We start from the raw sequence: 25,062 nt of genomic DNA on the forward strand, positions 1-25,062 counted from the left end.
TACTCATCGTCGGCCACCACCTTCGGCGGCCTTTTGATGAGGCAGTGCAGGAGCCATGCCAGTATTTTTATCCTTATATTTCAGTAACTTATGGTTAGCGCTGAAATCCACGCAGTGTAAAAAGCAACAAAGTGTTGGGTGCCTGTTGCCTGGCGAACAGTTCGCCAGGAATCAGCGTCCTGCTACGCAGAAAACCCCCGCGATAAACAAAAGCGATACCCGCTTAAAGATTTCCAAGAGGCCGTCCCACGGCCTGCAGCCGTAGACTCACCCCACTCCGCGATGCGGTCAGGTGATTCCTGCCGGTCATCAGTGTTTTCGAATGCCCGGCGGAATTTTCACCACTACAAAAACAAAAGGTGAATGCGCATGCTCAATCAAACTGTCGATGTGAAAGCGTGGATCGACAACCGGCCCATGACAGGCTACCAGTGGCTTATTCTCGGTTTGTGCTTCCTCATTGTCCTGTTCGACGGCTTCGACGTCGCGGTCATGGGCTTCATCGCCCCTTCGCTGATGCAGGAATGGGGGTTGTCCCGTGCGGCCTTCGGCCCAGTGATGAGTGCCGGCATGGTGGGCCTGGCAATAGGTGCCCTGACCGCCGGCCCCTACGCCGACCGCTTCGGGCGCAAGCGGGTACTGGTTTTCGCCGTGACCGGCTTCAGCCTCCTCAGCCTGGGCTGTGCATTTGCCCGCAACCCTTATGAGCTGGCGGCCTTGCGCCTGCTGATCGGTATCGCGCTGGGCGCGGCATTGCCAAACACCACGACCCTGCTCTCGGAATACCTCCCCGAGCGCAATCGTTCACTGCTGATCACCCTCATGTTCACCGGGTTCAACCTGGGCTCGGGTGCCGGTGGGCTGCTGGCCGCCTGGCTGATCCCTCTGCATGGCTGGCAATCGGTACTGATGGCCGGCGGTATTCTGCCCTTGCTGCTCCTGCCCGCTCTTTGGTTCCTGCTGCCTGAGTCGGCGCGTTTCCTGGCGGCGCGCAATGCACCCGCGAGCCAGATCGCCAAGGTCTTGAACCGGCTGGGCGGCACCTTCGATGCGAACACCTGCTTTACCGTTGCCGAACCCAAGGCCCAGCATAAAGCACCTGTACGCATGCTGTTCAGTGAGCGCTATCGCCTCGGTACCTTGGCACTCTGGATGACCTACTTCATGGGCCTGCTGGTGATCTACCTGACCATGGGCTGGCTGCCAACACTGCTGCGTGACAGCGGCCTGAGCATCGAGCGGGCAGCCACCCTGACCGGCCTGTTCCAGATCGGCGGCACCGTCGGCGCCATCGTCGTCGGCTGGATCATGGACCGCCGCAACCCGAACGGCGTCATCGCCACATCCTATGCCCTGGGAGGCACCTTCATCCTCTTGCTTGGGGCCTTGAGCCTGGAGTCGAACTTGCTGGCCGTGGGCGTGATTGCCGCAGGCTTCTTCATGAGCGGTGCGCAAACCGGCCTGAATGCCTTTGCGCCCAACTACTACCCAACGGATTTTCGCGCCACTGGCGTCAGCTGGATGCTCGGCATCGGTCGCTTCGGGGCGATTTTCGGCTCGCTGATCGGTGGCGTGATTCTAAGCTTGGGGCTGGGCCTGCCCACCCTGTTCACCCTCCTTGGCTTGCCGGCCTTCATCGCGGCCCTGGCGATTCTGGCCAACGGTCAGGCAAGGCGCCGCGCCAACCAGACGTTGATCGCGCAATGATCCGCTTCGTTTAAAGGAAACTCACATGGCACGTATTATTGGTGGTCTTGCGGTCTCGCACACTCCAACCATCGGCTTCGCAGTCGATCACGATAAACAGGACGAGGCAGCCTGGGCGCCGATTTTCCAAGGCTTCGAGCCGATCAAGGCCTGGCTGAAGGAACAGCAACCCGATGTGCTGTTCTACATCTTCAACGACCATGTCACATCGTTCTTCTTTGACCATTACGGCGCCTTCACCCTGGGTGTCGACGAGCGCTACGACGTGGCTGATGAAGGTGGCAACCCACGTGCGCTGCCGCCCATCAGGGGCCATGCGGCACTGTCACGGCACATCGGCGAAAGCCTGATGAGCGATGAGTTCGACATGGGCTTTTTCCGCGACAAACCGCTGGATCACGGTTTCTTCTCGCCCATGTCGGCCCTGCTACCCTGTGAACCCGACTGGCCAGTGGAAATCGTCCCCCTTCAGGTCGGCGTCCTGCAGTTCCCGGTTCCCAGCGCAGCGCGTTGCTACAAACTGGGCCAGGCCCTGCGCCGCGCCATCGAGAGCTACCCGCAAGACCTCAAGGTTGCGATCGTGGCAACCGGCGGTGTGTCGCATCAGGTGCACGGCGAGCGCTGCGGCTTCAATAACCCGCAGTGGGATGCCCAGTTCATTGACCTGTTCGTCAACGACCCGGTGCGCCTGAGTGAAATGACCCTGGCCGAATACGCCACGCTCGGTGGCATGGAGGGTGCAGAAGTGATCACCTGGTTGATCATGCGCGGCGCGCTGTCATCGACGGTGAAGCAACTGCACTACGACTACTACCTGCCCTCCATGACCGGCATCGCCACGCTGCTGCTGGAAAACCAGGCGCGCCCAGTGCCGGCCGAACTGAACGCACGTCATCTGCAACACATGGGCCGTCAACTGGCCGGTATCGAGAAGCTGGAAGGCACCTACCCGTTCACACTGGAACGCAGTGCCAAGGGTTATCGCCTGAACAAGTTCCTGCACCGCATGATCGAACCGAACTGGCGCCAGCGCTTTCTGGACGCACCCGAAACCCTGTTCGAGGAAGCCGGGCTGAGCGAAGAAGAACGCGACCTGCTGCGCCGACGTGATTGGCGGGGATTGATTCACTACGGCGCAATCTTCTTTGTCCTGGAGAAGCTCGCCGCCGTCCTCGGCATCCCCAACCTGCACGTCTATGCAGCCATGCGCGGGCAAAGCCTGGAAGACTTCATGAAAACCCGCAACCAGCAAGTGCTGTACTCGGTCGCAGGTAAAACCGCACGCTGATCCATGGGCGGGGCCTGCGCGAAAAGGCCAAGGCCCTGCCCCCTACCCCCACCCGCTGCACCAGCGCCCGCCCAGGCCAACCCTGCAACAGCCCCATTCGACCTGCCCTGCAACGGGGCGGCGGGCCACGCTTTGCTCAAAAAACGGAGAACAACAACAATGAAAACAACCGTCACCCCTCGCTTGCTCTGCACCCTGGCGATTGCATCTGCACTGCCACTGGAGGGGTTCGCAGAGGGTTTCAGCGATGACGCCAGTGCGACACTGACTCTTCGAAATTTCTATCTGAATCGAAACTTTGTCGATCAGACCAGACAGGGCAAGGCCGAAGAATGGACGCAAAGTTTCATTCTCGACGCCAAGTCTGGATTCACCCAAGGCACCGTCGGCTTTGGCCTGGACGTGCTCGGCCTGTACAGCCTCAAGCTCGATGGCGGCAAAGGCACCACCAATACCCAGCTACTGCCGGTGCATGACGACGGCCGGCCTGCAGACGACTATGGACGCCTGGCCCTTGCGGCGAAGGCCCGCGTATCGAAAACCGAACTGAAAGTCGGCGAGTGGATGCCTGTGCTGCCGATCCTGCGCGCCGATGATGCACGGTCACTGCCGCAGACCTTCCAGGGCGCCCAGATCAGCTCGCGGGAAATCGACCACCTGACCCTCTATGGCGGGCAAATCCGCGGCAACAGCCCGCGCAACGACGCCAGCATGGGAAGACCTGTCGCTGTTCACCCGTACCGCGTACACCACTGACCGGTTCAACTTTGCAGGCGGCGAATACCGGCTGAATCAGGACCGCACGTTGATTGGCCTGTGGAACGCCGAACTCAAGGACATCTACCAGCAACAATACCTGCAACTGCAGCACTCACAACCGCTGGGGCGCTGGGTATTGGGCGCCAACCTCGGCTATTTCTGGGGCAAGGAAGACGGCAGCGCGCGGGCTGGCGAACTGGACAACCGCACCGCTTCCGGGTTGTTCTCCGCCAAGTACGGCGCCAGCACCTTCTATGTCGGGCTGCAGAAAGTCATGGGTAAAGACGAGTGGTTCCGCGTCAACGGCACCAGTGGCGGCGTGCTGGCCAACGACAGCTTCAACTCCAGCTACGAAAACGCCAGGGAGCGCTCCTGGCAACTGCGCTACGACCACGATTTCGCCGGTTTCGGCGTACCGGGCCTGACCTTCATGACCCGCTACATTCACGGCACCGACGTGCATAACAGCAGCACCACGGATGGCACCGAATGGGGCCGCGAGAGCGAACTGACCTACACCGTGCAAAGTGGCAGCTTCAAGGCCCTCAACGTCAAATGGCGCAACTCCAGCATCCGCCGTGACTGGGGCAGCACCAACAGCTTCGACGAGAACCGTCTGATCATCAGTTATCCGCTCAGCCTGCTCTGATCCACCCGCAACAGGCTGGCCGAACGTTCGGCCGGCCTGTTAGCCATCCACCTGCTCGCGAATCGCCTGGCGAATGATCGTCATCATGACCTGCGCGGCGGGCGAATGCAGGCAACCACTGCGGTAAGTCAGGCCAATGGCACGGGTGGTCTGCTTCAGCTGCACCGGCAGGATGCACAGCGCCCCCGAGGCAATGTCCTGCTCCAGTTGGTGGGCGGACACAATGGCCAGCATGTCCGAGCGCAGCAACAGCCCGCGAATGATCGCCAAGTCGCCACTTTCGACCACCGGCCAGGGCACGGCCAGGCCCGAGTCGGTGAACCACGCGTCCAACAATTGCCGCGCCGGCGAGCCGGCCCGTGGCAACACCCAGTGCGCCTCACTGAGCGCTTCGCGTCCAACCGGCACGCTGCACAGCGGGTGGTCACGGCGCGCCAGTATGACCATTTCCTCCGTCAGCAAGGCCTCGCCGACCAGGTCCGAGGCATAGTCGGCCGAACGCAAGGCCCCCAAAATGAAATCGACATCGCCGGCCCGCAGTTCGGTGGCCAGCAGGTCGAACGGGCTCTCGTTGGTGATCACGCGAATGCCGGGGTGCGCGGCCGTGAGCCGAACGATGGCGTCCGGCAGTATGCGGGTACGCCCCAGCGGCAGTGCGCCGACATGCACCACGCCCTGCAATGTGCCGCGCATTGCGGTGATATCGGCCTGAATATGCCGCAGTTCGTTCAGCGCACGACGGATCGGAAAGACAATCTCGTGGCTGGCCCGCGTCGGTTGCAAGCCCCGTGGTGTTCGCTCGAACAGCGATTGCCCACAACCACCCTCCAGCACCTTCAGCGCCGCACTGACGGCAGGTTGGCTCAAGCCAAAATGGCGCGCCACCGTCTGCATGTGGCAGGTCTCGCAGAGTTTGACGAACACCTGCAAGCGCCGGGCCTGGAACAGGTAGAGCGGCTCGACCGCTTTGCCCGCTGCCCCCTCCAGCAGCCGTGGCACCGTCTCCAGCTCCGCCAGGACACGCCGTGCTCGGGGCAGCACCCGGGCGCCATAGTCGGTCAGGCGCATGCCGTTGACATGCCGCTCAAACAGCGGCACCTCCAGGCGCGCCTCCAGCTCGGCGATTGCCCGCGTGACCACCGACTGTGCCCGGTAAACAGCCTCGGAGGCCTTCGACACGCTGCCCAGTTCAGCCACCCGAACGAACGCTCGCACCTGCATCAGGTTTGGAAGCTCATCAGCCAACATTCGTGCTCATACCTTCTGGAAGTCTCATGCTGGCGGAACTATGCCCCTGCGTCTTGAGGACATCAATAAGAAAAACGCATACCTCGAACAACTGAACGCATTATTCGCCAGTGGCGCTGAGTGACATGCTTTTCAAAAAGCAGGAGGACACCTCGCCATGATCGATGTACAGAAAACCGCACTGGTCGTCAGCGCACATTCCGCCGATTTCGTCTGGCGCGCAGGCGGCGCCATCGCCCTGCATGCCGCACAAGGCTATGCCGTACATATCGTCTGCCTGTCGATGGGTGAACGCGGTGAGTCCGCCAAGCTGTGGCGCAAGGGCGACATGAGCGAGGAGCGGGTCAAGGCCGTGCGCCGTGACGAAGCCCTGGCAGCAGCAGAGGTGTTGGGGGCCAGCGTCGAGTTTTTCGACATCGGCGATTACCCGATGCGTGCCGATACAGACACCCTGTTTCGCCTGGCCGATGTGTTCCGTCGCGTGCAACCGGCCTTTGTCCTCAGCCACTCGCTGAAGGACCCCTACAACTATGACCACCCCTTGGCCATGAACCTGACCCAGGAGGCGCGCATCATCGCCCAGGCCGAAGGCTACAACCCCGGCGAGAAAATCCTCGGGGCACCGCCGGTCTACAGCTTCGAGCCGCACCAACCAGAGCAGTGCGAGTGGCGCCCGGATGTGTTCCTCGACATCACGGAGGTCTGGGACAAGAAGTACGCTGCGATCCAGTGCATGGCCGGTCAGGAACACCTCTGGGAGTACTACACCCGCGTGGCACTGCAGCGGGGCGTACAGGCCAAACGCAATGTCGGCATCACCTCTAGTCGCAACATTGTCTACGCCGAGGGTTACCAGAGCCTCTTTCCACGGGTTACGGAGCACCTGGCATGAGCGCACTGATCGGAAAAACCGGGATTGTCGTACGCAACGCCCCCCGTGCCGACGCCGCGCTGATCGACGAACTGGGGCGCTTCGGCGTAGCCACAGTGCATGAAGCACAAGGGCGCAAGGGGCTGCTCGGCGCGTCGCTGCGGCCCATCCAGCAAGGGGTGTCGATCAGCGGCTCAGCCGTCACGGTACTGGTGGCGCCGGGCGACAACTGGATGTTTCATGTCGCCGTCGAACAGTGCCGGCCAGGCGATGTCCTGGTCGTGGCACCCAGTTCACCCTGCACCGACGGCTATTTCGGCGACTTGCTCGCCACCTCGCTCAAGGCACGCGGTGTACGCGCACTGGTAATCGACGCCGGCATCCGTGATAGCCACACACTGCGTCAGATGGGCTTCCCGGTCTGGTCCAGCGCCATCAACGCCCAGGGCACGGTGAAAGAAGTGCTGGGCTCGGTCAACCTGCCGCTGGTCTGCGCCGGCCAATTGATCAACCCCGGGGATGTTCTGGTGGGCGACGACGATGGCGTCGTGGTCGTACGCCACAACGAGGTGCATCAGGTCGTAGAGGCCACGCGCAAACGCGCCGACCTGGAGGAACAAAAGCGTGTACGCCTGGCCAATGGCGAACTCGGTCTGGACCTCTACAACATGCGCCAGCGCCTGGCCGAAAAGGGCCTGCGCTACGTCGATAGCCTGGATGAACTGGAGGGCTGAGCATGAGCCAGGTACGTATACCTTGCCTGCTGATGCGCGGTGGCACCTCCAAGGGCGCCTACTTCCTGGCCAGCGACCTGCCCAGCCAACCGACACAGCGCGACCGCCTGTTGCTCGCGGTCATGGGCTCACCGGACAAACGCCAGATCGATGGCATCGGAGGCAGCGACCCGCTCACCAGCAAGGTCGCGATCATCAAGCCGTCTGACCGACCCGATGCCGACGTTGACTACCTGTTCGCTCAGGTACTGGTGGATGAACCACGGGTGGATTACGGCCAGAACTGCGGCAACATTCTTGCGGGTGTCGGTCCGTTCGCCATCGAAAAGGGGCTGGTCGCGATTCACGCAGCCATCACCCCGGTACGGATCTTCATGGAAAACACCGGACAAGTCGCGGTCGCGCAGGTACCGACACCGAACGGTGCCATCTGCTACGCCGGGGAAACCCGGATCGACGGCGTACCCGGTCAGGCCGCGCCCATACTCATCGAGTTCGCGGATGTCGCCGGTTCCAGTTGCGGCGCGCTGCTGCCAACCGGCAATGCGCGGGATGTCTTCGACGGCGTCGAAGTGACCTGCATCGACAACGGCATGCCGGTCGTGCTGGTGCGCGCTGCAGACCTGGGCTGCAGTGGTGAGGAAAGCCCCGAACAACTAGACGCAAACACACTGCTGAAGGCCCGCCTTGAGTCGATCCGCCTGCAGGCAGGACCGCGCATGAACCTGGGTGACGTCAGCGCGCGCAATGTGCCGAAAATGTGCCTGGTCGCGCCGGCGCAGTCGGGGGGTGCCATCAGCACCCGCTCGTTCATCCCCCACCGCTGCCATACCGCTATCGGCGTGTTCGGGGCCGTGAGTGCGGCCACCGCCTGCCTGATCGAAGGTTCTGTCGCACACGCCATCGCGCACCTACCGGGCGGTGAGGTAAAGCGTATATCGGTGGAGCATCCAACCGGCGAGTTCAGCGTCGAGATCCGCCTGCACAACGGCCAGATCGCCGGCTGCGGCCTGATCCGTACCGCCAGGCTGTTGTTCGAAGGAAGGGTCTGTGTACCGGAATCGCTGTCGCAGCAGTGAGCATGAACGATGGGGTCGCACTGTGGTTGCATGCCAGCCAGCAAAGGGAGCGCTGGGCTTCAGCGACCCGACGGTACCTTTGCCAGCGGCATCGTGCCCGTCACGGGCTATTTGTTGGCGATCACTGCGGCGAGTAACGGCGCCGCCTGCTCATCGGTCAGTGCAGGGTGAATCTCCATGCTCATGAGATCCGTCCATTCAAGTGCCCACTTTTGCATCAGCGCGGCATCGCTGGCTTCTGCGATACCGACACCGGTCATGCGCCCGATGGCATGCCAGCGCCCCAGCAGGGTCACACCTGCGGGTGGAGCGCCTCCCGTCTTGAGAAACCGCTCGATTGCCGCGTTACGACGTTCCGACGAAATTGACCAACTGACAATGAACAACATCGGCCACCTCCTGCCAGGGATTGGCACCTGTTTTTCGGTTCGCGCACCGAGCCTGCATAACAACCCAGATACGCTGCGGTTAGTACCGTTTGTACATTGCTCCTGAGTGAACTGAAACACTGCTCCCTTGTGAAGGCATAGCAGCCGCGAGCATTGACCGTACGACCACTGATCCTCTTTCCACGCCGCAGCGCTGGCAGCTCCAGTGTGCTTTACTTCTGCCACCCGAGCGCTGAATGCTTGTGGAGCGCACAGCGCATGGCTTGCGAGTACACTCTGACGCCAAGTATTGGGATACCAAGGTTGCAATCAGCGCGACAGGTGGGGAGTGTCATTGACCAGCCCTGGGGGAAACAGCGATGCCTAAGTTAGTTATACCCTTGCCCGACAATGACGCAGCGTTTCTTTCGACGGCCGCCGCTGCGGCGGCTCTTGCAGGAGTGCCTATCGAAACCCTAAACAGTCAGTGTTTTTGCATCAGCCTGGATAAAGACGCCCTGCGCGAGACCCTGGAGTCGACTCTCGGTCAGCCTGGCTTGTTTGAGCTTGTGCAACAACGCTGCCCCCACCTATTTGCCGCCCATCCGGTCTTTATCGCACCAGCCCACTTGGATCGAATGGCGCAGGTCGTGCGCGCGGTCGAATCAGTCGTTGCACTCCCGGCTTACCGAGAGGAAGTGCTGGCTCACTCTCCTGCTATCGCACGACATGACCCAGGTGGGGCCAAGGGAGTGTTCTTTGGGTATGACTTCCATGTCACCCAGAACAATTTCGGCCTGATCGAGATCAACACCAATGCGGGTGGGGCGATGCTCAATGCAGTGTTATCAAGAGCGCAGCACGCCTGCTGCCCGGCTATAGAGCAGTTGCTGCCACCATCAAGAAGAGCTGAGGTAATTGAGAGCAGCATTAGTGCAATGTTTCGTCAGGAGTGGTCACAGTATGGGCGGGACAAACCGTTGCGCAGTATTGCCATTGTCGATGAGACGCCCAAGCAACAATACCTGTACCCAGAGTTCCTGCTGTTCCAGCAGTTGTTCCAACGCAACGGTATAGAAGCAGTGATCGTCGACCCCTCCGAACTGAGCCTGAGGGATGGACAGCTTTGGCATGAACAGTTGGCCATCGACATGGTCTACAACCGTTTAACCGACTTTTCCCTCGAGGCCGTTGGCAATGCCACACTGCGCCAAGCCTACCTTGAACGAGCCACGCTACTCACACCACACCCGCAAGCCCATGCCTTATACGCAGACAAACGCAATTTGGCCTTACTCTGTGATGCCCAACGATTGAACGCATGGAAGGTTCCACAAGCGACCCAAGATCTATTACTGACCAGCATTCCGCATACCGAAGTCATTACGGCAGAAAATGCTGAGCGCCTTTGGCAGGAGCGCCGGGGGCTGTTCTTCAAACCTTGCACCGGATTTGGCAGCCGGGCAACCTACCGTGGTGACAAGCTCACCCAGCGGGTCTGGCAGGAGATTATTGCAGGTAGTTATGTAGCCCAAGCCTTGATCCTGCCAGGCCAAAGAACCCTATCAGCCGAAACGACAGTCTCAGTGCTGAAGTTCGACGTTCGTAACTACGCCTATGCTGGCGAGGTACTGTCAGTGGCCGCACGGCTATACCAAGGCCAGACAACCAACTTCCGTACATTGGGCGGCGGATTTGCTCCTGTGTATCCAGGCCCACAAACAGCGGGTTGACGCATAGGCAGTCCTGCAGCTCATACGCTGATAAATACGGCGGGACAGCAAAGTACCAAGCGGTCAGCCCAGGGCATTGGGTCGGCCAAACCGGCGTGCAAGTCCAACCCTCAGTCGATGCACTACGCCATATTCAACGATCACGGCAGTGGTTTACGACTTCAGTCCGAGAAGCGCGGACGAACATTCCCGCAACTTCCTTGGTCAGTGGAGCGCCAAGCTAGAGTGCGACGATTTTGCTGGTTGCAAAGCAAGGAACTCGCGTAGCGAATTTTCTGATTGGCCAATCCTGCGATTTACCGCTGCGCAGGCATGCTGCGGCCAGTGTCGTAACGGCCGTGATTCAGGTCGTATTTGGATGCGCCTCGATCTTACCGGTCAGTATAGTCAACGCCATCCCTATGCCGGAGCACCTTAAATTGGACAATACCCGTGAGCGCTTGATTGACGCGGCGATGAAGCTGTTTCTGTCACAAGGTATATACATGACGGGGGTGATGGCCATTGCCGCGATGGCGGGTGTTACCAAGATGACGCTCTACAGCCATTTCCCTTCCAAGGATGCGCTGATAGTGGCTTGCCTTGAAGAACGTGACCGACGCTGGCGCGAAGAGGTAGCGCGCACCTTGGCAGGGCATCCTGAGCCGGTCAGTGGCATGCTCGCGTTTTTCGATTTGTATCAACGCTTTCTTTTGCAAGATAGCGAGCGTGGGTGCCTGTTCGTCAACAGTGCGGCTGAATTCCCGCAGTTTAGCCACCCTGTGCATTTGGCAGTGAGTAGACACAAGCAAGGGATACGCGAAAATCTTACTGCCTTGGCCATGAGCGCCGGTATAAGCGACCCTGACGTAGTTGCTGAGGGGCTGTTTGTCTTGCTGGAGGGCAGTTTTGTCAGCGGCGCCATGGGCCAGGACGTGCGGGTATTCGACACTGCCCGGCACGTAGCTCATTGCTGGATCCGGAAGCAGCAGGGCCAGCAGGAGCAGAGCGTATGATCCTAGGCTTGTTAGCAGCCATTGCCGCTACTTTTTCATGGTCGCTGCTCTATATCTTTCCGAGTTTGGTCGGCGATTACAGCCTTTTTGATCTGGCCGTGGTGAGCTATGCCTTTGCCGGTTTAGGTAGCCTGCTCGTGCTGTTTGTTTACCGTAGCGAAGTGCGGCAATTGCAACTGAGCGACTGGGCCATTGCCGCATTGCTGGGCTTCTTGGGCTACATCGGCTACTTCTTTCTGATCACCACTGCGGTCTTGGCAGCTGGGCCGGTGATCCCTCCGGTAATGATGGGGTCAGTACCGATCGTGCTCGCGATTGCCGGCAACATGCGAAGTTCCAGCGTGCCCTGGCGCGCCATTGCCGGGCCGCTGCTGGTCGCGGCTTTGGGCATCAGTTTGGTCAACTTGAGCGTGTTTGATTTCAACGCCGCAAAGGTGGCGCTCCCGACCAATTCGATACTGCTCGGGCTGCTCGCATCGTTAATGGCCATTGGATTTTGGACAGGTTTTGGCCTGCTGAATGAAAGTGCTTTGGCTCAACGCCCACGCATGTCGCCCATGTTGTGGTCAGCCATGCTGATCTTCATGTGCAGCGTCGAAATGCTGGCCTTCATCCCAGTTGGGCTGTACTTGAAACTCTCCCACTTCGCTAGCCATCCGAACGGGTTAGCAGGTACTCAGGCGCTAATCGTATGTGGGTTAATTCAGGGAGTAGGTGCCACCCTTGCAGGTGCCTGGGCGTGGTCAATCGCAACGCGGCGCCTACCTCTAGCTCTAAGCGGGCAATTGATCGCCAGCGGAACCATTTATGCAACTACGATGGGCCTTCTCATTGACCAACGATGGCCCTCTCCTATGGAAGCAGTTGGGACAGGATTGTTATTCGTAGGGGTGGTGTGGGCTATTCACGCCTTTTATCGCAGGCAAACACGCCTCGCGACGCATGGCGGGATAACTGATCTTGGCCAAAACTAATGCGACCGTGCCGATATGGGCATTGCATGTGTCCACTTTGGTTTGATTTGGCGGGGCACTGACGCTTCAGGCTTACGGTGTCACTTGATAGCCGCGCTGCTGCATGCACGTGCTGTAGGCAGAGGATGTACTGGCGCTGTTCTGGTCCGCATTGCGCCGGTCCTGGCGCTGCCGCGATCCACCGACCGCCATCCCGGCCACCGCGGCATTCTTGGCCTGGTTCTGCCGGTAGTCTTGCTTTACATCATCGTCGACCCGGTCATACACCTCGTCATGCTGACGCATACGCGCCCCGGCAACCGCCGCCCCCGCGACCGCGCCGGTAGCGGCACCACGGGCACGACCACCCGATTGCGTAGTGTTGGTGCTGCTGGCGCTGCCAGCCTGCGCCTGACAGGCGCTGATGTCCTGCTGGAAAGTCTCCGGGGACTGGCCCTTGAGCGGTGTGACGGTCTCGGCCGTGGCGCCAAGGCAAAACAGCGAGAGGAGCGTTGCTACACAGGGAACGAGGGCGGTTCTCATAAGGGCTCCACTGTCATTTAGCGTGGTCTTAGGATTGAAGTCTAGCGCGACAGCTCGACCATACCCCTACGGCTGGACCTACGGTCTCAAGCGCACAGCTCGGACGCTTCGCGATAGCTGACCCTGCGCTACTCACTCCAGTGGAAGTTAACCGTGCCGGTTGACGTGCCGGCGAGCGCAATGCTGCGCCGCTGTTCACGGCCATCAGTGCGGGCAATCACAAGGTATTTGTCTGCCGGCAACTGTACATACACCAGCGGCCCTACTTGACTCAGCGACAGTACAGGCTTGCCACTTTCAGTCTGAATCACCAGATCGACATTGCTGACGTACTGGTTAGCGGGCCCCGTTGAAAAGGTCAGGTGCAGGTTATAGCCCTTCGTCTGCTGAAGGGCCGTCGACTCGTCCAGGCCAATGCCTCCGCTGAGGTAGCGGATTCCGTTCTGCTCCTGAGGTTCCAGTTGTACCGCCGAGCTATCGACTGTTTCTTCAGTCGTCGCGTACAGCATCGCTGAAGACAGCCCGAGCAGCAGCGCCAAGGCAAGCCTTGAACGTGTCAGTTTATGAGTGAATATCATGATGACGTGCTCCTTGATGCGCTAGCGCGCATAGGGGTGACAACTACTTGGCTTCGTGGCCGATGATTCCGCCAATCGCGGCGCCGCCGACAGTGCCCATGGTGCTGCCCCCGGTCAAAACGGCACCACCGACAGCGCCAACGCCCGCGCCAATGGCCGTGTTACGCCCCTGTGTCGACATGCTCGGACAGCCACTCAGGCTGGCGAGCAAAGCCACCATCAAGGCGCTATACGTGAATCTGTGCAAGGTGCTCATACTGTTCTCCGAGGAGTACTGGCAGGGATCTACCTATGACCCAGCATGCGCGTGCCCGTCCGCCAGCGTCTGTGCGCTAGTACACGTAGGCCTATGTGTTTCAGCGAACAGACCCTGTGTCGCCAATCCCTCAGACTCAGGAAACGGAACGACACGGTGCCGGTTCGACACCGCGTTCCGATTGGCTCCGAGGCGTAGCGCGAGCAAACGCCCTGCGCTGCCCTGCACTCACGACAAAGGACGTACACCATGGTCATTCATTTCAAGGTCGCCGGGCATCTCGCCTGCGGCCATCACGGCGACAACCTCAGCGCCACACTTGAGCTTTCAAAGGTGAAATGCCGCAGTTGCCGTAACACCGATGCCTTCAAGGCAGCCCGCAGAGACCTGCGTAACGCCACGCGCCGTTCCACACGACACGCAAAGGGGGCTCACGCCATCAATGACTGGCGCGCGGATTGGCGGGCAAAACTCGCGGCGATGCCCGGTCGTCAGCGACTTCCAAGGGGCTTCCACGGTCAATCATTCGCCTAGCAATGCAGGTGGCAACCGTTGGCCGGATGCCTCGTTTCGTCAGGGTATCCGGCTCACACGGGTGTCGAGCCAGACTGTGACGTTCCTGCAACAACGGTGGCAGCAAGGCTCAGGCACTCGCTGCCCCGTACGCTCGACCGCGAAGCCTGTAGACATCATCCGTCAAAATCATATTTGATAATGATTATCAACACGACTACTATCGCCACGCCTGATCGGGCAGTCATTGTGTTTAACAAGCGTGGTCGTTGTGTCAGAACACCGTCAAAAACTTGAACTTTACCTCTCACACCGCAAGGCGCTGGTGGAGTATGCGTCGCCAATCGTGGGCTGTCGGTCCAAGGCTGAAGACGTGGTTCAAGAGGCCTGGCTGCGCTTCAATGACATCAACGCCGATCGAACACCCTTGGCTCAGCCCGTGGGTTACCTCTACCGTATTGTGCGTAACCTCGCCCTTGACCTGAATCGGCGCCTCTCCCGGGAAAACCGTCACCCGGCCAGCGAGGACGAGCTCGAAGGGTTGCCTTCTGAAAATCCTTCGCCAGAATGCGAAGCCCTCTACAGCGATGAGTTGCAGCAGCTTCAAAATGCCTTGGCCCAATTACCTGAGCGATCTCGCCAAGCGTTTGTCATGCACCGCTTGCACGGCATGACCTTCAAGGACATCGCACAACGCCTGGGCATTTCCTTGAGCCTGGCCCATCAACTCGTTCGGGACGCCCTCACCTACTGCGCGGAGCAATTGAGCGATGACTGACAACACGCCAGCGGTACGCCTGCATGCCATTGCAGCAGGTGTTGCCCACACGACCTGCAACGCCCGTGCTTGAGCCTCGCGCCGAAACACCCGCGGCGGTGAACAGTCGTCCTGGGGATCCAGTCTGGGAAACGGCGCTGGACTGGTTCCTGCGCGTGCAGGAAAACCCTGCAGACCAAGCCTTGCACGATGAGCTGCAGGCCTGGCTTGAGGCGTCCCCTGCGCATTTGCGAGCCTATCGCAAAGCCGAGAAAGTCTGGCGGATAAGCGGGCAATTGATGAGCAGCCCCCTGCTCGATTGCCCTTTGCCTGCGCCGATCACCCCACCAGGCGCACGACGTCGCTGGCTGCGCCGCATGGTCGTCAGTGGCGCCGTGGCCGCCTGTGCGATGCTGTTGGTGCTCCCCGACTGGCAAGGCAACACTGCCGACTACAGCAGTCCTGTCGGCGAGCACCGCCAGGTCATCCTGAGCGATGGCAGCGTGGTGGAACTGGACAGCGGCAGCGCTATCGATGTCCAGTTCAGCGCCGATAAACGCCAGGTAACCTTACTGCGCGGGCAAGCGTTCTTTTCCGTCAAGTCCCAGCCTCAGCGCGTGTTCCAGGTATCCGCCGAGGCGATAACCGTCACCGTCACCGGCACCGCCTTTGCCGTCGAGGTGTCGCCCGACACTATTGATGTGAGCGTGGCAAACGGCTCGGTCAATGTCGAAGACCAACGTGGTCATGGCGCCACACTGGAACCGCTCAAGCCAGGCCAGCGCATCAGCTTCTTGCGTCAGGACCAGAGTATTCAACGCGCCTCCATCCCCGTGGAGCAGATTGCGGCCTGGCGCCACTGGCAGATGTTGGTGATCGATCAGCCAGTGAGCGACGTCGTTGCACGCTTGCGTCCTTACCAACCTGGGCTGATCGTCCTCAACGACGAGGCGCTGGGCAAACGCCGGATCACCGCCGCGCTCGACCTGCGCTCGCCACGGCAAGCGTTGCAGGCAGCCATCGCCCCCTTGGGCGGCCATGTGACAACGTTGAGCCCCTACGTACTGATGGTGTCCGGCGCCGACTGAGTCGGTGCACTCCCCTCGCTGCGCCAAGCCTGAGCCTGAGCCTGAGCCTGAGCCTGAGCCTGAGCCTGACAATCGCCGTTTCATCGAATCGGCGATTTTTTTATTTATTTCTGGAAATTACGAAAGGTCGAGCGTCATTAACCTGAAGGCTACTGAAAACTATTCGCATTAGCGAACCTGAATTTCACGTCACAGGTACACGAATGTCCCGCTCGAAGCGCTCTGTCTCCTCTACGCCGCAGTCTTTCTTGCCCAAATCCAGTGTGCTCGCCCTGCTGATGGCGCTGCCATACCTGGCGCACAGCGCGCCCACAGCGGCCACCACGGAGCTGCTGGCACCCTCGGCATACCGCACCTATTCGTTCGACATACCTGCCGGCTCACTGGGCAACGCGCTGATGCTGTTTGCCCAACAATCGGGCGTGCAGGTCAGCGTCGAAAGCGCATTGCTGCAAGGGCTATCCTCAGGGAGAGTCAAGGGCCAAATCAGCCTCGAACAGGCACTGGCGCAACTGCTCACCGACAGTAACCTTGCCTGGCAACACAGCGCAGACAACGCCGTCTCGATCCATAGGCGCGATGCGGTCGATGTGCTGCAGTTGGACAGCACCCGCGTCAATGGCCAGGCCGCTGAGTATCAGGCGGACAGGACCATCGACCGACGAACCATCGAATCACTGCCCAGCGGTAACGGCGACATCACCAGCCTGCTACGAACCAATCCCAGCGTGCAGTTCGACGACGGCCAGCTCTCGGGCAAAAGCCCCGGAGAGATCAGCCCGGCCAACGTCAGTATCAACGGCGCCCGTTACTGGCAGAACCTGTTTGTGGTCGATGGCATGAGCATAAACAACGATATCGACCCTGGTTCGACAACCAACAGTTATGACCAGGTTGAAGGCCGCAGCCAGGGGCTGGCACTGGACACTGATCTGCTGGATGAGATCAAGGTTTATGACAGCAACGTGCCGGCCGCCTATGGCGGTTTCAATGGCGGGGTGATTGAGGCCAATACCCGTAACCCCAGCAAGGAACTGCACGGCAAAGTGTCGACTCAAATGACCCGCTCGTCCTGGACCCGTTATCACCTGGACAAGGACGACCCGGACCTGGATGAGTTCGAGGCAGGATATGGCACAGGCAATCAGCCGGAGTTCGACAAAGTCATCACCCGCGCCACGCTGGAAGGTCACCTGACCGACACGTTTGGCTTGATGGGCAGTTTTTCGCGCAAGGACTCCACCATCCCGACCCGCACCTTTGCCTTGAGCCACAACTCGGCTCAAGCCAGTGAGGAGCAAGAGCAGACGCGCCGCATCGACAACTACTTCTTGAAGTCGGTCTGGCAGATCAACGATGACTGGGGCCTGGACGTCAGCCTGACCCACGCGCCGGAAACAGCGCATACCTATGGCAACAATGCCTTGTATTCGGCCAGGGACACCACGGCAGGCGGCGAAAGCATCGCAGCACGCTTGGTATGGAACGCCCCTCTGGCCAGGGTCGAGCAGAACCTGAGCTGGAGCCAACTGGAAAACTCCCGCTCGTCCGAGTCTGACTACCTCATCGCCTGGCGCTCTTCGACCACCAAGAACTGGAGCAACTCGACCACAGCCAGTGAAGGTGGCCTGGGTGACATCGAGCAGGAACAGAAAAACCTGAGCTACAAGCTCAAGGCCGACTGGAACAGCTTCCGCACCTTTAGCCTTGAACACACGCTGCAAACCGGCCTGGAGCTGTCACACAGTTCAACAGCCTATGACCGCTCTTCGCCCTATACCAGCTACGCCGTTTCAGGGATGACCAAGACCTCGACCTGTGTTGGCGACGACCCGCTGTGCTCGATCGGCAAGACCGTCAACGGCTGGGATGGGCAGTACGCAAAAACCAAAACCGTCACCCAAGGCAAAATTGACTTCGATACCCGCGCCTGGGCAGTCTTCCTTCAGGACGACATGCGCTGGGGGCGCTTGAAAGTCAGGCCTGGCGTACGTGTCGACGCCGATGACTACATGAATGCGACCACGGTTGCCCCTCGCCTGGCGGTGGAGCTGGACGTATTTGGCGACGGCCAGACCCGACTCACCGGTGGTGCCAACCGTTATTACGGGCGCAACCTCTCCGCCTATAGACTGCGCGACGGCGTTGCGGCCCTGCAGAGCAACTACACACGTGCCAGCCAGACGTCGGACTGGGTCTACACGTCCCGCGTGGCCAACGGCGCCAAATTCAACGAACTGGATGTACCCTACGACGATGAGCTGACCCTGGGCCTGACACACATCCAGTGGAACACCGAGTTCGCGCTGAAGTACGTCAACCGCAAAGGCCATGATCAGATTTCACGGGCCTGGGGCGCCCAGATTGGTCAACCCAGTACCGATACCCAGGTACTGGCCAGCAACTACTTCACCTATTACAACGGCGGTGAGAGCGAGTCCGATATCTACACCCTGACCATCACCCCGCTGCGCGACTTCGCCTTGTGGGGCACACGCAGCAGTGGCCAGCTGGCGCTCGACTGGACCGAAGTGCAAAGCTCAGGGTTGTCCGATTACACCACCAGCATTGGCCTGCTGTATGTCGACGATCCCATCATTCAGTACCAGGGCACCTTCATGAACTATTCGGACCGCCCTGCCGAGAACTACAACCGGCCCTGGACCGTACGCCTGACTACCCTCACTGAGATCCCCCAACTTAACCTGAAATGGGGCAACTTCCTGCGTTACCGCGATGGCTACCGGCGCATTGCCGGCACCGGTGAAACGGTCGCTTACAACGGCCAGCAGGTACGCGTCTGGGAAGAAACCGATTATGCCGCCGCACTGACCTGGGACACCCGACTGGCCTGGGAACTGCCTACTGCCAAGGATCAGGCACTGTTCGTCAATCTGGACGTGAGCAACCTGCTGGATAAAGCCATTGTCAGCAACACAGACAGTGACGACATTGCCACTTACGAGGTGGGCCGCCAGTTCATGGTTGAAGTGGGGTACCGGTTTTGAACGCACCTGCAGATGGACGCCCGTTTGACATGAAGCGACCGCTCAGGCGCACCTTCCTGACTGCGGCCTGGCTCATGGCCTTGCCGCTGGCTGCCGACCCAGCCGATGCCGCCGAACCCTGCGAAGCCGTAGCAGGAATACTGCGCGCCTATCAAGCCTGTATCGGCCAGCTGTACCGTCAACCTGTCGCGCAATGGCCCGCGCCGCAGATTGACCCGGACGTGTCCTGGGAAGAAATGGGCCCCTTGCCTGAGCTGGCCCCCTCTCCGCCCGAGAACCCCTACACGCAAGCCAAAGCGGCCTTGGGTGAGCGTCTGTTCAACGACCCGAAACTGTCCCGCTCCGGCCAGATCGCCTGCGCCTCCTGCCACGAACCCGACGAGGCGTTTGCAGACGGACGCCGGGTTTCCTTCGGCCACGACCGTCAAAGCGGTCGGCGCAACGCCCCCAGCGTGGTGATGAGCGGCTTTACCCGGCACTTGTTCTGGGACGGTCGCAGCAGCAGCCTTGAGGCCCAGGCACTACGCCCCATCAACGACCACGTCGAGATGGCGTTCACCACCGACGAACTGCTCTCACGCCTGAACGCTGACGCCGAGTACCCCGGCCTCTTTGATCAGGCCTTCGCCAGTAAAGGCACGGTCACGGCTGAACGCATTGCGCAGGCACTCGCCACCTACCAGCGCACACTGGTGACCGCTACCCGCAACACCGCGTTCGAGCAACTCCTGCGCGGTCGACCACAACGCATGAGCGACGAGCAACTGCATGGCCTGCACCTGTTCCGTACCCAGGCTCGCTGCATGAACTGCCACTTCGGCCCGAGCCTGAGCGACGATCAGTTCCACAACCTGGGGCTGACCTATTACGGCCGCAAGTATCAGGACCTCGGACGCTACGAAGTGACTGGCAACGTGGACGATGTCGGTGCCTTCCGCACACCGTCACTGCGCCTGCTCAGCAAGACCGCACCGTGGATGCACAATGGTCTGTTCGTCAACCTGGAGGGCACCATCGCCCTGTACAACAGCGGCATGCCTCGACCACGACCGGCCGAGCAACAGAAAAACGATCCGCTGTTTCCCAAGACCAGTGATCGCCTGAAGCCGCTGGGGCTGGACATGGATGAACGCCGGGCACTGATACGTTTTCTCGAAACGCTGTAAAACCAGCGTTTGAGCAGATCTGAGGCCAGGCATCACACGTTCAGCAGGAACATGGCCTTGGCCAGAAACAGGATGCCGAGCATGTGCAACAGCACACTGAGATGGAGCCGCCGTGATCGTGATGCGGTCATGCGGCCGGTGCGCATCAGGTACACCACGCCGATGAACTGCACGAGGATACTCAGGGCCAGGCCGATTTTCAGCGCCATCATGGTCCCGAGGCTGCTGCCCAAGGGATTGTGCAGCACCGCGCGATACTGCCAGGCCAACCCCAGGCCTGCACCGTAAAGCACCGGTATCACCCAGCGCATGACACTGCGCGCACGCAGGCCCAAGGCTTTGGACAACTGCTCGCGCGGGGCCTGCTCCAGTTGTCGGGTCACCCGACTGAGGATCATCACCTCAAAAAAAACACCGCCAATGAAAAAGGCTGCCGCCGTCAGGTGGATAAACTTCAACAACAGGTAACTCATAGCGTCTCCATCAGCCTGGATGACCATCAGCGCGGGTGCGCCAGAGCATGGGCGCATAGCAGAAAAGGTACTGGGCAAACGCCCCCGCCCAGCAGGCAGCCGCCAGCCAAAGTGCCGGCTGGTGCCAGAAACTGACCGCCAATACGCGAAGCAGGCTGCCCAGGTTGAGCAATACGAATGCCCAGGCAAACCCCTGTGGCAGCACCAGAGGACGCCCGGTATGCCCCAGCGAGACACGCGCCAACATGGCCAGGATCAGCCCGCCCAAGGCGCCGACCGTGAACGCATGCAACGCCAGGCTTACACTGCCGAGCAGGCCGAAATGCCAGAGCGCCATGCCAAAGCAGGCCATTGCCAACCAGGCATACGCCACATGCAGTGACCACAACAACGGCTCCTTCAGCAGGCCACGATCAAACCAGCGCAACAGACGAATACCATGCCCCGCAGCCAAGGCAATAAAGACCAGCCCCAGCCAGGCGTGCACCTGCAGCGCAAGCCCCGACGCATACAGGATCGCCAGCGAAACAGTGACAATCAGCAACGCCCAGTCCAGCCAGGCCCAAGGCTGAACGGCAGCCGCACGCCCGAGCCCCCGTTGGGTGAAGAATGGAATCACCCGCCCGCCGATCAACCCCATCATGGCGGCGACCAGCCACACTGCCGCCCAGACGCCTTGGCGCTGCCAACCGTCGTTTGCCTGCTGCAGCCCGAGCTGCGTCAACAGGTCGGCCCCCAACAGCAACACCAGGACCGCCACAATCGGATAGTTACGGGTTTGCCGTACCGCCCACAAGTGATGCGCCATGACCAGGGCCACACAGGCAAAGAACATCAGGTTGGCCGTCATCAGCAACGGCGGTGAACCCGTCCACCATGCCAGCCGAGCCGCCAACCAGATCACCACCAGCACGCCCAGGGGCTTGCCAGACAGGCCGGGGCGCCCCGTCCAGGTCTGTACCGCAGTCAGCAGAAAGCCGGCAATGATCGCTCCGGCAAAACCGAAGACCAGTTCATGTCGATGCCAGGCCAGCCAACCGCCCAGGGGCTGCGCTGTAATGCCATCCCCCAGCAAGGCGAACACCCAGAGGGGCACGGCCAGGGCGGCCAAGGTACTGCCAAGCAGAAAAAAGGGCCGAAAACCCAGGCGCAATAATGGCCACGTGCTCATGGCCTGGCGTTTATCGAGAATCTGCATGGTTTCTCCGGGAGGCAGGCCGTTCATCCACCTCAGTCTCGCAGCTCTATGCCCATGTCGCCATGACAGACATCAAGCATTGGGCCACAGATTTCGCCACCTGCTCACCTTGTTCTATGCGACGTGGCGGCAACCTTGATCATCAGCGCCTATAGTCCAATCTCCTATCGCTGACAGGGAAGCGTGCGATGCCATCGCGTCGAATTCCACTTTATGTCCATATTGCCTACCTGTTCGTTGGCCTGCTGCTGACCTTCGCCATTTTCAGCAACGGCTATCAGTTTCTGCAGAACCGCGAACAGATGGTCAGTGGCGCGAAAAAACACTTTGAACTGGTTCGTCAGCTCGCCATTTCCGAACTGGACGCCCTCTACCGACCCACGGTGAGTACGGTGTCATTACTGGCCCATCAGCGCCTGATGCGTGCGCAGACGCTCGAGGCACGCTTGGATAGCCTGCAGTTTCTGGCCGCCGCCCTGGATAGTCAGCCCGCATTGACTTCGCTGTACATGGGCTACGACACCGGTGATTTTTTCATGATCCGTCCGTGGCGCAATGAAGCCGCATTGGTTCCACTGTTCAACCCTCCCGCCGGAACACGTTGGATCGTGCAGAGTATTCAGGTGATCGACGGTCAGCCATTGGGTGAGCATCTGTTCATCGGTCCGGACTTTCAGGTGATAGAGCGACGAGCACGGCCGGACTACCGCTACGACCCGCGCGGCCGTCAGTGGTTTATCGCCGCTAAACAGCACGGTGATCTCTACGTCACCGATCCGTACGTGTTTTTCTCCACTGGACAGCCCGGCGTGTCCTTTGCCCATCCCACCGAGAATGGCAGCGGCGTTGCGGGGGCAGACATCACCCTAAGCTCGCTGAACGCACTGATGCTGGAGCTTAAAGCCACCCCGGACAGCCGCATCGCCCTGCTCAACGCCATGGGCGAAGTGCTCAGCTGGCAAAAAGGTGCACCGCAGATGCTTGATGACGGCGCTGGCAAGCTGCGTTTACCCCGCCTGGATGAGTTGCAGGCGCCGATACTGCAACGCCTGGTCAGCACACTGAACGAGCGCACAGAGGACGGCCTGAGCTTTCAGGCTGCTGGCGACGACTGGCAAGGTATCCGCATTGCCCTGCCCACGGTCGGCGGACAGACCCTGACACTGTTGATGGCGGCGCCCTACCGTGAGCTGCTGGCAGACGCCATCGCACTGCGCAACCGCGGCATGCTGATTGCCTTGGCCTTGCTGGTCCTTGGCGTACTGATGGCCCTGGCCATGGCGCGCCTGGCGTCCAAACCCCTGCAAGCCTTGACCGCCGAAGCAGAAAAAATCGAGCACTTCAACTTCGACGAGCCCATCGAGGTAGAGTCGCAGATTGCCGAGGTGGTCGACCTGTCTCGCGCCATGGGCAGCATGAAAAACACCATTCACCGCTTCCTTGAGTTATCGATTGCCCTCTCCAGCGAGACCAACTTCCAGCGGCTGCTGGCCCATCTGGTACGTGAAATGCAGGAGATCACCAGCGCCGAGGTCAGCCTGATCTACCTGGCAGATGCTGATGCCACTCGTCTGCAACTGGCCCGTGTTCACTGCCGAAACGGCCCGTTCGACGCAGCGCCTGGCAGCGATATCGAGCTTGCCGTGGCCCATGATCATCCCGTGGTACGGGCCATGCGCGCGGCCACACCCTGCGCAGTGTCGGCTGATGAGTTGCAGCGCAACTTTCCGCCGTTCAGCAACATCGATCAGCCCTTGTCATTGTGGGTACTGCCGCTGAAGAGCCGGGCAGGCGATCTGCTTGGCGCGCTGGCGCTGCTGGTCGACGAGCAGCATCACCCGCTGAGCCCGGAACTGATGGCCTTTGTCGAGGCACTGTCCACAACCTCGGCGGTGGCGCTGAACACCCAGCGCCTGATCGATGAGCAGAAGGTTCTGCTGGAAGCCTTCATTCAGTTGATCGCCGGGGCCATTGATGCCAAGAGCCCCTACACCGGCGGGCACTGCCAACGTGTGCCTGAGCTGACCAAGATGCTCGCACGCGCCGCCTGTGCCGAACGCAGCGGGCCTTTCGCTAGCTTCAACCTGACTGAAGAACAGTGGGAGGAACTGCACATTGCCGCCTGGCTGCACGACTGCGGCAAAGTCACGACGCCGGAGTACGTGGTGGACAAGGCAACCAAACTGGAAACCCTGCACGATCGTATCCATGAAATACGCATGCGCTTTGAAGTGCTCAAGCGCGACGCAGAACTGACCTGCTGGCAGGCAATCGCGGCGGGTGGCGATAGCGACTTGCTGCAGGCCGCACTGGCTGAGCAGTTGCATGAACTGGACGAGGAATTCGCCTTCGTTGCCCAGTGCAATGAAGGCGGCGAGTTCATGGCCCCGGAACGGGTCGAGCGGCTACAGCGCATCGCCGCGCGCACCTGGCGGCGTACCCTCTCCGATCGCCTTGGCATTTCCCATGAGGAGAAAGCGCGCAAGAACCTCAGCCCGGAGCCGGCACTGCCCGTCGACGAGCCACTACTGGCCGACAAACCCGAACACATTTTCCCTCGCGGGCCGCGCGAACAGATGCCTGCAGACAATCCCTGGGGCTTCAAGGTCAAGGTGCCCCAACACCTGTACAACCGTGGCGAGCTCTACAACCTCAGCATTGGCCGAGGCACCCTTGTCGAGGAAGAACGCTACAAGATCAACGAACACATCATCCAGACCCTGATCATGCTGGAAAAGCTGCCGTTCCCACGGCACCTGCGGCGCGTGCCGGAGATCGCCGGTGGCCATCACGAGAAAATGGACGGTACCGGCTACCCCAAGGGCCTGACACGCGAGCAGATGAGTGTGCCTGCCAGGATGATGGCGATTGCCGATATCTTTGAGGCGCTCACCGCCGTCGACCGCCCCTACAAACAGGGCAAGACCCTGTCCGAGGCGATCAGGATCATGGGCTTCATGCGCAAGGATCAGCACATCGACGCGGAGCTGTTCGCGCTGTTCCTGCGCTCGGGTATCTATCGTCAATACGCCGAACGCTACATGCCCCCGGCGCTGATCGACGAGGTGGATATTGCCGCCTACCTGTAGCCGCTTGCG

21 protein-coding genes and 1 pseudogene are annotated in these 25,062 nt (G+C 60.4%); 15 read left to right on the forward strand and 7 right to left on the reverse strand.

Annotated elements, in window-relative coordinates; translation table 11 throughout:
* The first annotated feature begins 369 nt into the window (after positions 1-369).
* The 3 genes and pseudogenes from ACZ9H3_RS05170 (at position 370) to ACZ9H3_RS05180 (ending at position 4,403) form a co-directional block, all read left to right on the forward strand.
* Complete coding sequence (locus tag ACZ9H3_RS05170; RefSeq protein WP_099776685.1) at positions 370-1,707, forward strand: MFS transporter; 1,338 nt, start codon at positions 370-372, stop codon at positions 1,705-1,707.
* Positions 1,708-1,732: 25 nt separating this feature from the next.
* Positions 1,733-2,995, forward strand: coding sequence for a gallate dioxygenase (locus ACZ9H3_RS05175; protein WP_099775021.1), 1,263 nt, complete (start codon positions 1,733-1,735; stop codon positions 2,993-2,995).
* A gap of 159 nt (positions 2,996-3,154) precedes the next feature.
* A pseudogene (locus ACZ9H3_RS05180) lies at positions 3,155-4,403 on the forward strand (OprD family porin).
* A gap of 39 nt (positions 4,404-4,442) precedes the next feature.
* Here the strand turns inward: ACZ9H3_RS05180 and ACZ9H3_RS05185 are convergent.
* Positions 4,443-5,651, reverse strand: a complete 1,209-nt coding sequence (locus ACZ9H3_RS05185) for a LysR family transcriptional regulator (RefSeq protein ID WP_099775025.1) — start codon at positions 5,649-5,651, stop codon at positions 4,443-4,445.
* Between the two features lie 157 nt (positions 5,652-5,808).
* Here ACZ9H3_RS05185 and galB point away from each other — a divergent pair, with 157 nt between their 5' ends.
* From galB to ACZ9H3_RS05200, 3 genes are read left to right on the forward strand one after another with little or no spacing between them, the layout of a single operon-like run.
* Positions 5,809-6,543 carry a 4-oxalmesaconate hydratase gene (gene galB, locus ACZ9H3_RS05190; RefSeq protein WP_102051588.1) on the forward strand — a complete coding sequence of 245 codons (735 nt, stop codon included), beginning with the start codon at positions 5,809-5,811 and terminating at the stop codon, positions 6,541-6,543.
* On the forward strand, positions 6,540-7,256 hold the full coding sequence (locus ACZ9H3_RS05195) for a 4-carboxy-4-hydroxy-2-oxoadipate aldolase/oxaloacetate decarboxylase (protein WP_102051587.1): 717 nt from the start codon (positions 6,540-6,542) through the stop codon (positions 7,254-7,256). The genes galB and ACZ9H3_RS05195 overlap by 4 nt, the downstream gene beginning before the upstream one ends.
* A 2-nt stretch (positions 7,257-7,258) precedes the next feature.
* Positions 7,259-8,335, forward strand: coding sequence for a 4-oxalomesaconate tautomerase (locus tag ACZ9H3_RS05200; protein WP_099775031.1), 1,077 nt, complete (start codon positions 7,259-7,261; stop codon positions 8,333-8,335).
* A 107-nt stretch (positions 8,336-8,442) separates the two neighbouring features.
* Here the strand turns inward: ACZ9H3_RS05200 and ACZ9H3_RS05205 are convergent, their stop codons facing one another.
* Positions 8,443-8,724 carry a DUF3303 domain-containing protein gene (locus ACZ9H3_RS05205; protein WP_065757618.1) on the reverse strand — a complete coding sequence of 94 codons (282 nt, stop codon included), beginning with the start codon at positions 8,722-8,724 and terminating at the stop codon, positions 8,443-8,445.
* Positions 8,725-9,083: 359 nt separating this feature from the next.
* On the opposite strand from ACZ9H3_RS05205, the gene ACZ9H3_RS05210 reads away from it, so the two are divergent.
* The 3 genes from ACZ9H3_RS05210 (at position 9,084) to ACZ9H3_RS05220 (ending at position 12,405) form a co-directional block, all read left to right on the forward strand.
* Positions 9,084-10,436: a hypothetical protein gene (locus tag ACZ9H3_RS05210; protein WP_476219982.1), complete on the forward strand. Its 1,353-nt coding sequence runs from the start codon at positions 9,084-9,086 to the stop codon at positions 10,434-10,436.
* 419 nt (positions 10,437-10,855) lie between these two features.
* Entirely contained in the window at positions 10,856-11,431 is a 576-nt protein-coding gene (locus tag ACZ9H3_RS05215; RefSeq protein ID WP_083199713.1) for a TetR/AcrR family transcriptional regulator, read from the forward strand.
* Positions 11,428-12,405: a DMT family transporter gene (locus ACZ9H3_RS05220; protein ID WP_476219984.1), complete on the forward strand. Its 978-nt coding sequence runs from the start codon at positions 11,428-11,430 to the stop codon at positions 12,403-12,405. The genes ACZ9H3_RS05215 and ACZ9H3_RS05220 overlap by 4 nt, the downstream gene beginning before the upstream one ends.
* 72 nt (positions 12,406-12,477) lie before the next feature.
* On the opposite strand, the gene ACZ9H3_RS05225 is transcribed toward ACZ9H3_RS05220, so the two are convergent.
* The 3 genes from ACZ9H3_RS05225 to ACZ9H3_RS05235 all read right to left on the reverse strand — a co-directional run bounded on the left by ACZ9H3_RS05225 (position 12,478) and on the right by ACZ9H3_RS05235 (position 13,761).
* On the reverse strand, positions 12,478-12,927 hold the full coding sequence (locus ACZ9H3_RS05225; protein ID WP_476219986.1) for a hypothetical protein: 450 nt from the start codon (positions 12,925-12,927) through the stop codon (positions 12,478-12,480).
* Between the two features lie 128 nt (positions 12,928-13,055).
* Positions 13,056-13,505: a hypothetical protein gene (locus ACZ9H3_RS05230; protein WP_099775038.1), complete on the reverse strand. Its 450-nt coding sequence runs from the start codon at positions 13,503-13,505 to the stop codon at positions 13,056-13,058.
* A 43-nt stretch (positions 13,506-13,548) separates the two neighbouring features.
* Positions 13,549-13,761, reverse strand: a complete 213-nt coding sequence (locus tag ACZ9H3_RS05235) for a glycine zipper 2TM domain-containing protein (protein ID WP_102051584.1) — start codon at positions 13,759-13,761, stop codon at positions 13,549-13,551.
* Between the two features lie 249 nt (positions 13,762-14,010).
* Between ACZ9H3_RS05235 and ACZ9H3_RS05240 the strand changes: the two genes are divergently transcribed.
* From ACZ9H3_RS05240 to ACZ9H3_RS05260, 5 genes are all read left to right on the forward strand, one after another.
* Positions 14,011-14,295 (forward strand): hypothetical protein, encoded by a 285-nt coding sequence (locus ACZ9H3_RS05240; protein ID WP_102051583.1) that lies wholly within the window; start codon positions 14,011-14,013, stop codon positions 14,293-14,295.
* Between the two features lie 250 nt (positions 14,296-14,545).
* Positions 14,546-15,052 (forward strand): sigma-70 family RNA polymerase sigma factor, encoded by a 507-nt coding sequence (locus tag ACZ9H3_RS05245; protein WP_176717381.1) that lies wholly within the window; start codon positions 14,546-14,548, stop codon positions 15,050-15,052.
* Between the two features lie 23 nt (positions 15,053-15,075).
* A complete protein-coding gene (locus tag ACZ9H3_RS05250; protein ID WP_256587485.1) occupies positions 15,076-16,119 on the forward strand; it encodes a FecR family protein in 1,044 nt (347 codons plus the stop codon).
* Between the two features lie 248 nt (positions 16,120-16,367).
* Complete coding sequence (locus ACZ9H3_RS05255) at positions 16,368-19,127, forward strand: TonB-dependent receptor plug domain-containing protein (protein ID WP_476219990.1); 2,760 nt, start codon at positions 16,368-16,370, stop codon at positions 19,125-19,127.
* A 29-nt stretch (positions 19,128-19,156) separates the two neighbouring features.
* Positions 19,157-20,293, forward strand: coding sequence for a cytochrome-c peroxidase (locus ACZ9H3_RS05260; RefSeq protein WP_476219992.1), 1,137 nt, complete (start codon positions 19,157-19,159; stop codon positions 20,291-20,293).
* 32 nt (positions 20,294-20,325) lie between these two features.
* Here the strand turns inward: ACZ9H3_RS05260 and ACZ9H3_RS05265 are convergent, their stop codons facing one another.
* Complete coding sequence (locus ACZ9H3_RS05265; protein WP_102051582.1) at positions 20,326-20,766, reverse strand: CopD family copper resistance protein; 441 nt, start codon at positions 20,764-20,766, stop codon at positions 20,326-20,328.
* A gap of 10 nt (positions 20,767-20,776) precedes the next feature.
* Positions 20,777-21,964, reverse strand: coding sequence for an NnrS family protein (locus tag ACZ9H3_RS05270; protein ID WP_476219995.1), 1,188 nt, complete (start codon positions 21,962-21,964; stop codon positions 20,777-20,779).
* Between the two features lie 188 nt (positions 21,965-22,152).
* Between ACZ9H3_RS05270 and ACZ9H3_RS05275 the strand changes: the two genes are divergently transcribed.
* Positions 22,153-25,053: an HD domain-containing phosphohydrolase gene (locus ACZ9H3_RS05275; RefSeq protein ID WP_476219997.1), complete on the forward strand. Its 2,901-nt coding sequence runs from the start codon at positions 22,153-22,155 to the stop codon at positions 25,051-25,053.
* The last annotated feature ends 9 nt before the right edge of the window (positions 25,054-25,062 follow it).

Source organism: Pseudomonas sp. TE3910 (assembly GCF_056279025.1).

Excerpts from the sequence above, each read along its gene's own strand:
- ACZ9H3_RS05170 (WP_099776685.1), top strand. The coding sequence starts at position 370 with ATGCTCAATCAAACTGTCGATGTGAAAGCGTGGATCGACAACCGGCCC.
- ACZ9H3_RS05175 (WP_099775021.1), top strand. The coding sequence starts at position 1,733 with ATGGCACGTATTATTGGTGGTCTTGCGGTCTCGCACACTCCAACCATC.
- ACZ9H3_RS05275 (WP_476219997.1), top strand. The coding sequence starts at position 22,153 with ATGCCATCGCGTCGAATTCCACTTTATGTCCATATTGCCTACCTGTTC.
- ACZ9H3_RS05200 (WP_099775031.1), top strand. The coding sequence starts at position 7,259 with ATGAGCCAGGTACGTATACCTTGCCTGCTGATGCGCGGTGGCACCTCC.
- ACZ9H3_RS05195 (WP_102051587.1), top strand. The coding sequence starts at position 6,540 with ATGAGCGCACTGATCGGAAAAACCGGGATTGTCGTACGCAACGCCCCC.
- ACZ9H3_RS05240 (WP_102051583.1), top strand. The coding sequence starts at position 14,011 with ATGGTCATTCATTTCAAGGTCGCCGGGCATCTCGCCTGCGGCCATCAC.
- ACZ9H3_RS05270 (WP_476219995.1), bottom strand. The coding sequence starts at position 21,964 with ATGCAGATTCTCGATAAACGCCAGGCCATGAGCACGTGGCCATTATTG.
- ACZ9H3_RS05235 (WP_102051584.1), bottom strand. The coding sequence starts at position 13,761 with ATGAGCACCTTGCACAGATTCACGTATAGCGCCTTGATGGTGGCTTTG.
- ACZ9H3_RS05220 (WP_476219984.1), top strand. The coding sequence starts at position 11,428 with ATGATCCTAGGCTTGTTAGCAGCCATTGCCGCTACTTTTTCATGGTCG.
- ACZ9H3_RS05250 (WP_256587485.1), top strand. The coding sequence starts at position 15,076 with ATGCCATTGCAGCAGGTGTTGCCCACACGACCTGCAACGCCCGTGCTT.
- ACZ9H3_RS05205 (WP_065757618.1), bottom strand. The coding sequence starts at position 8,724 with ATGTTGTTCATTGTCAGTTGGTCAATTTCGTCGGAACGTCGTAACGCG.
- ACZ9H3_RS05225 (WP_476219986.1), bottom strand. The coding sequence starts at position 12,927 with ATGAGAACCGCCCTCGTTCCCTGTGTAGCAACGCTCCTCTCGCTGTTT.
- galB (WP_102051588.1), top strand. The coding sequence starts at position 5,809 with ATGATCGATGTACAGAAAACCGCACTGGTCGTCAGCGCACATTCCGCC.
- ACZ9H3_RS05230 (WP_099775038.1), bottom strand. The coding sequence starts at position 13,505 with ATGATATTCACTCATAAACTGACACGTTCAAGGCTTGCCTTGGCGCTG.
- ACZ9H3_RS05260 (WP_476219992.1), top strand. The coding sequence starts at position 19,157 with ATGAAGCGACCGCTCAGGCGCACCTTCCTGACTGCGGCCTGGCTCATG.
- ACZ9H3_RS05210 (WP_476219982.1), top strand. The coding sequence starts at position 9,084 with ATGCCTAAGTTAGTTATACCCTTGCCCGACAATGACGCAGCGTTTCTT.
- ACZ9H3_RS05265 (WP_102051582.1), bottom strand. The coding sequence starts at position 20,766 with ATGAGTTACCTGTTGTTGAAGTTTATCCACCTGACGGCGGCAGCCTTT.
- ACZ9H3_RS05185 (WP_099775025.1), bottom strand. The coding sequence starts at position 5,651 with ATGTTGGCTGATGAGCTTCCAAACCTGATGCAGGTGCGAGCGTTCGTT.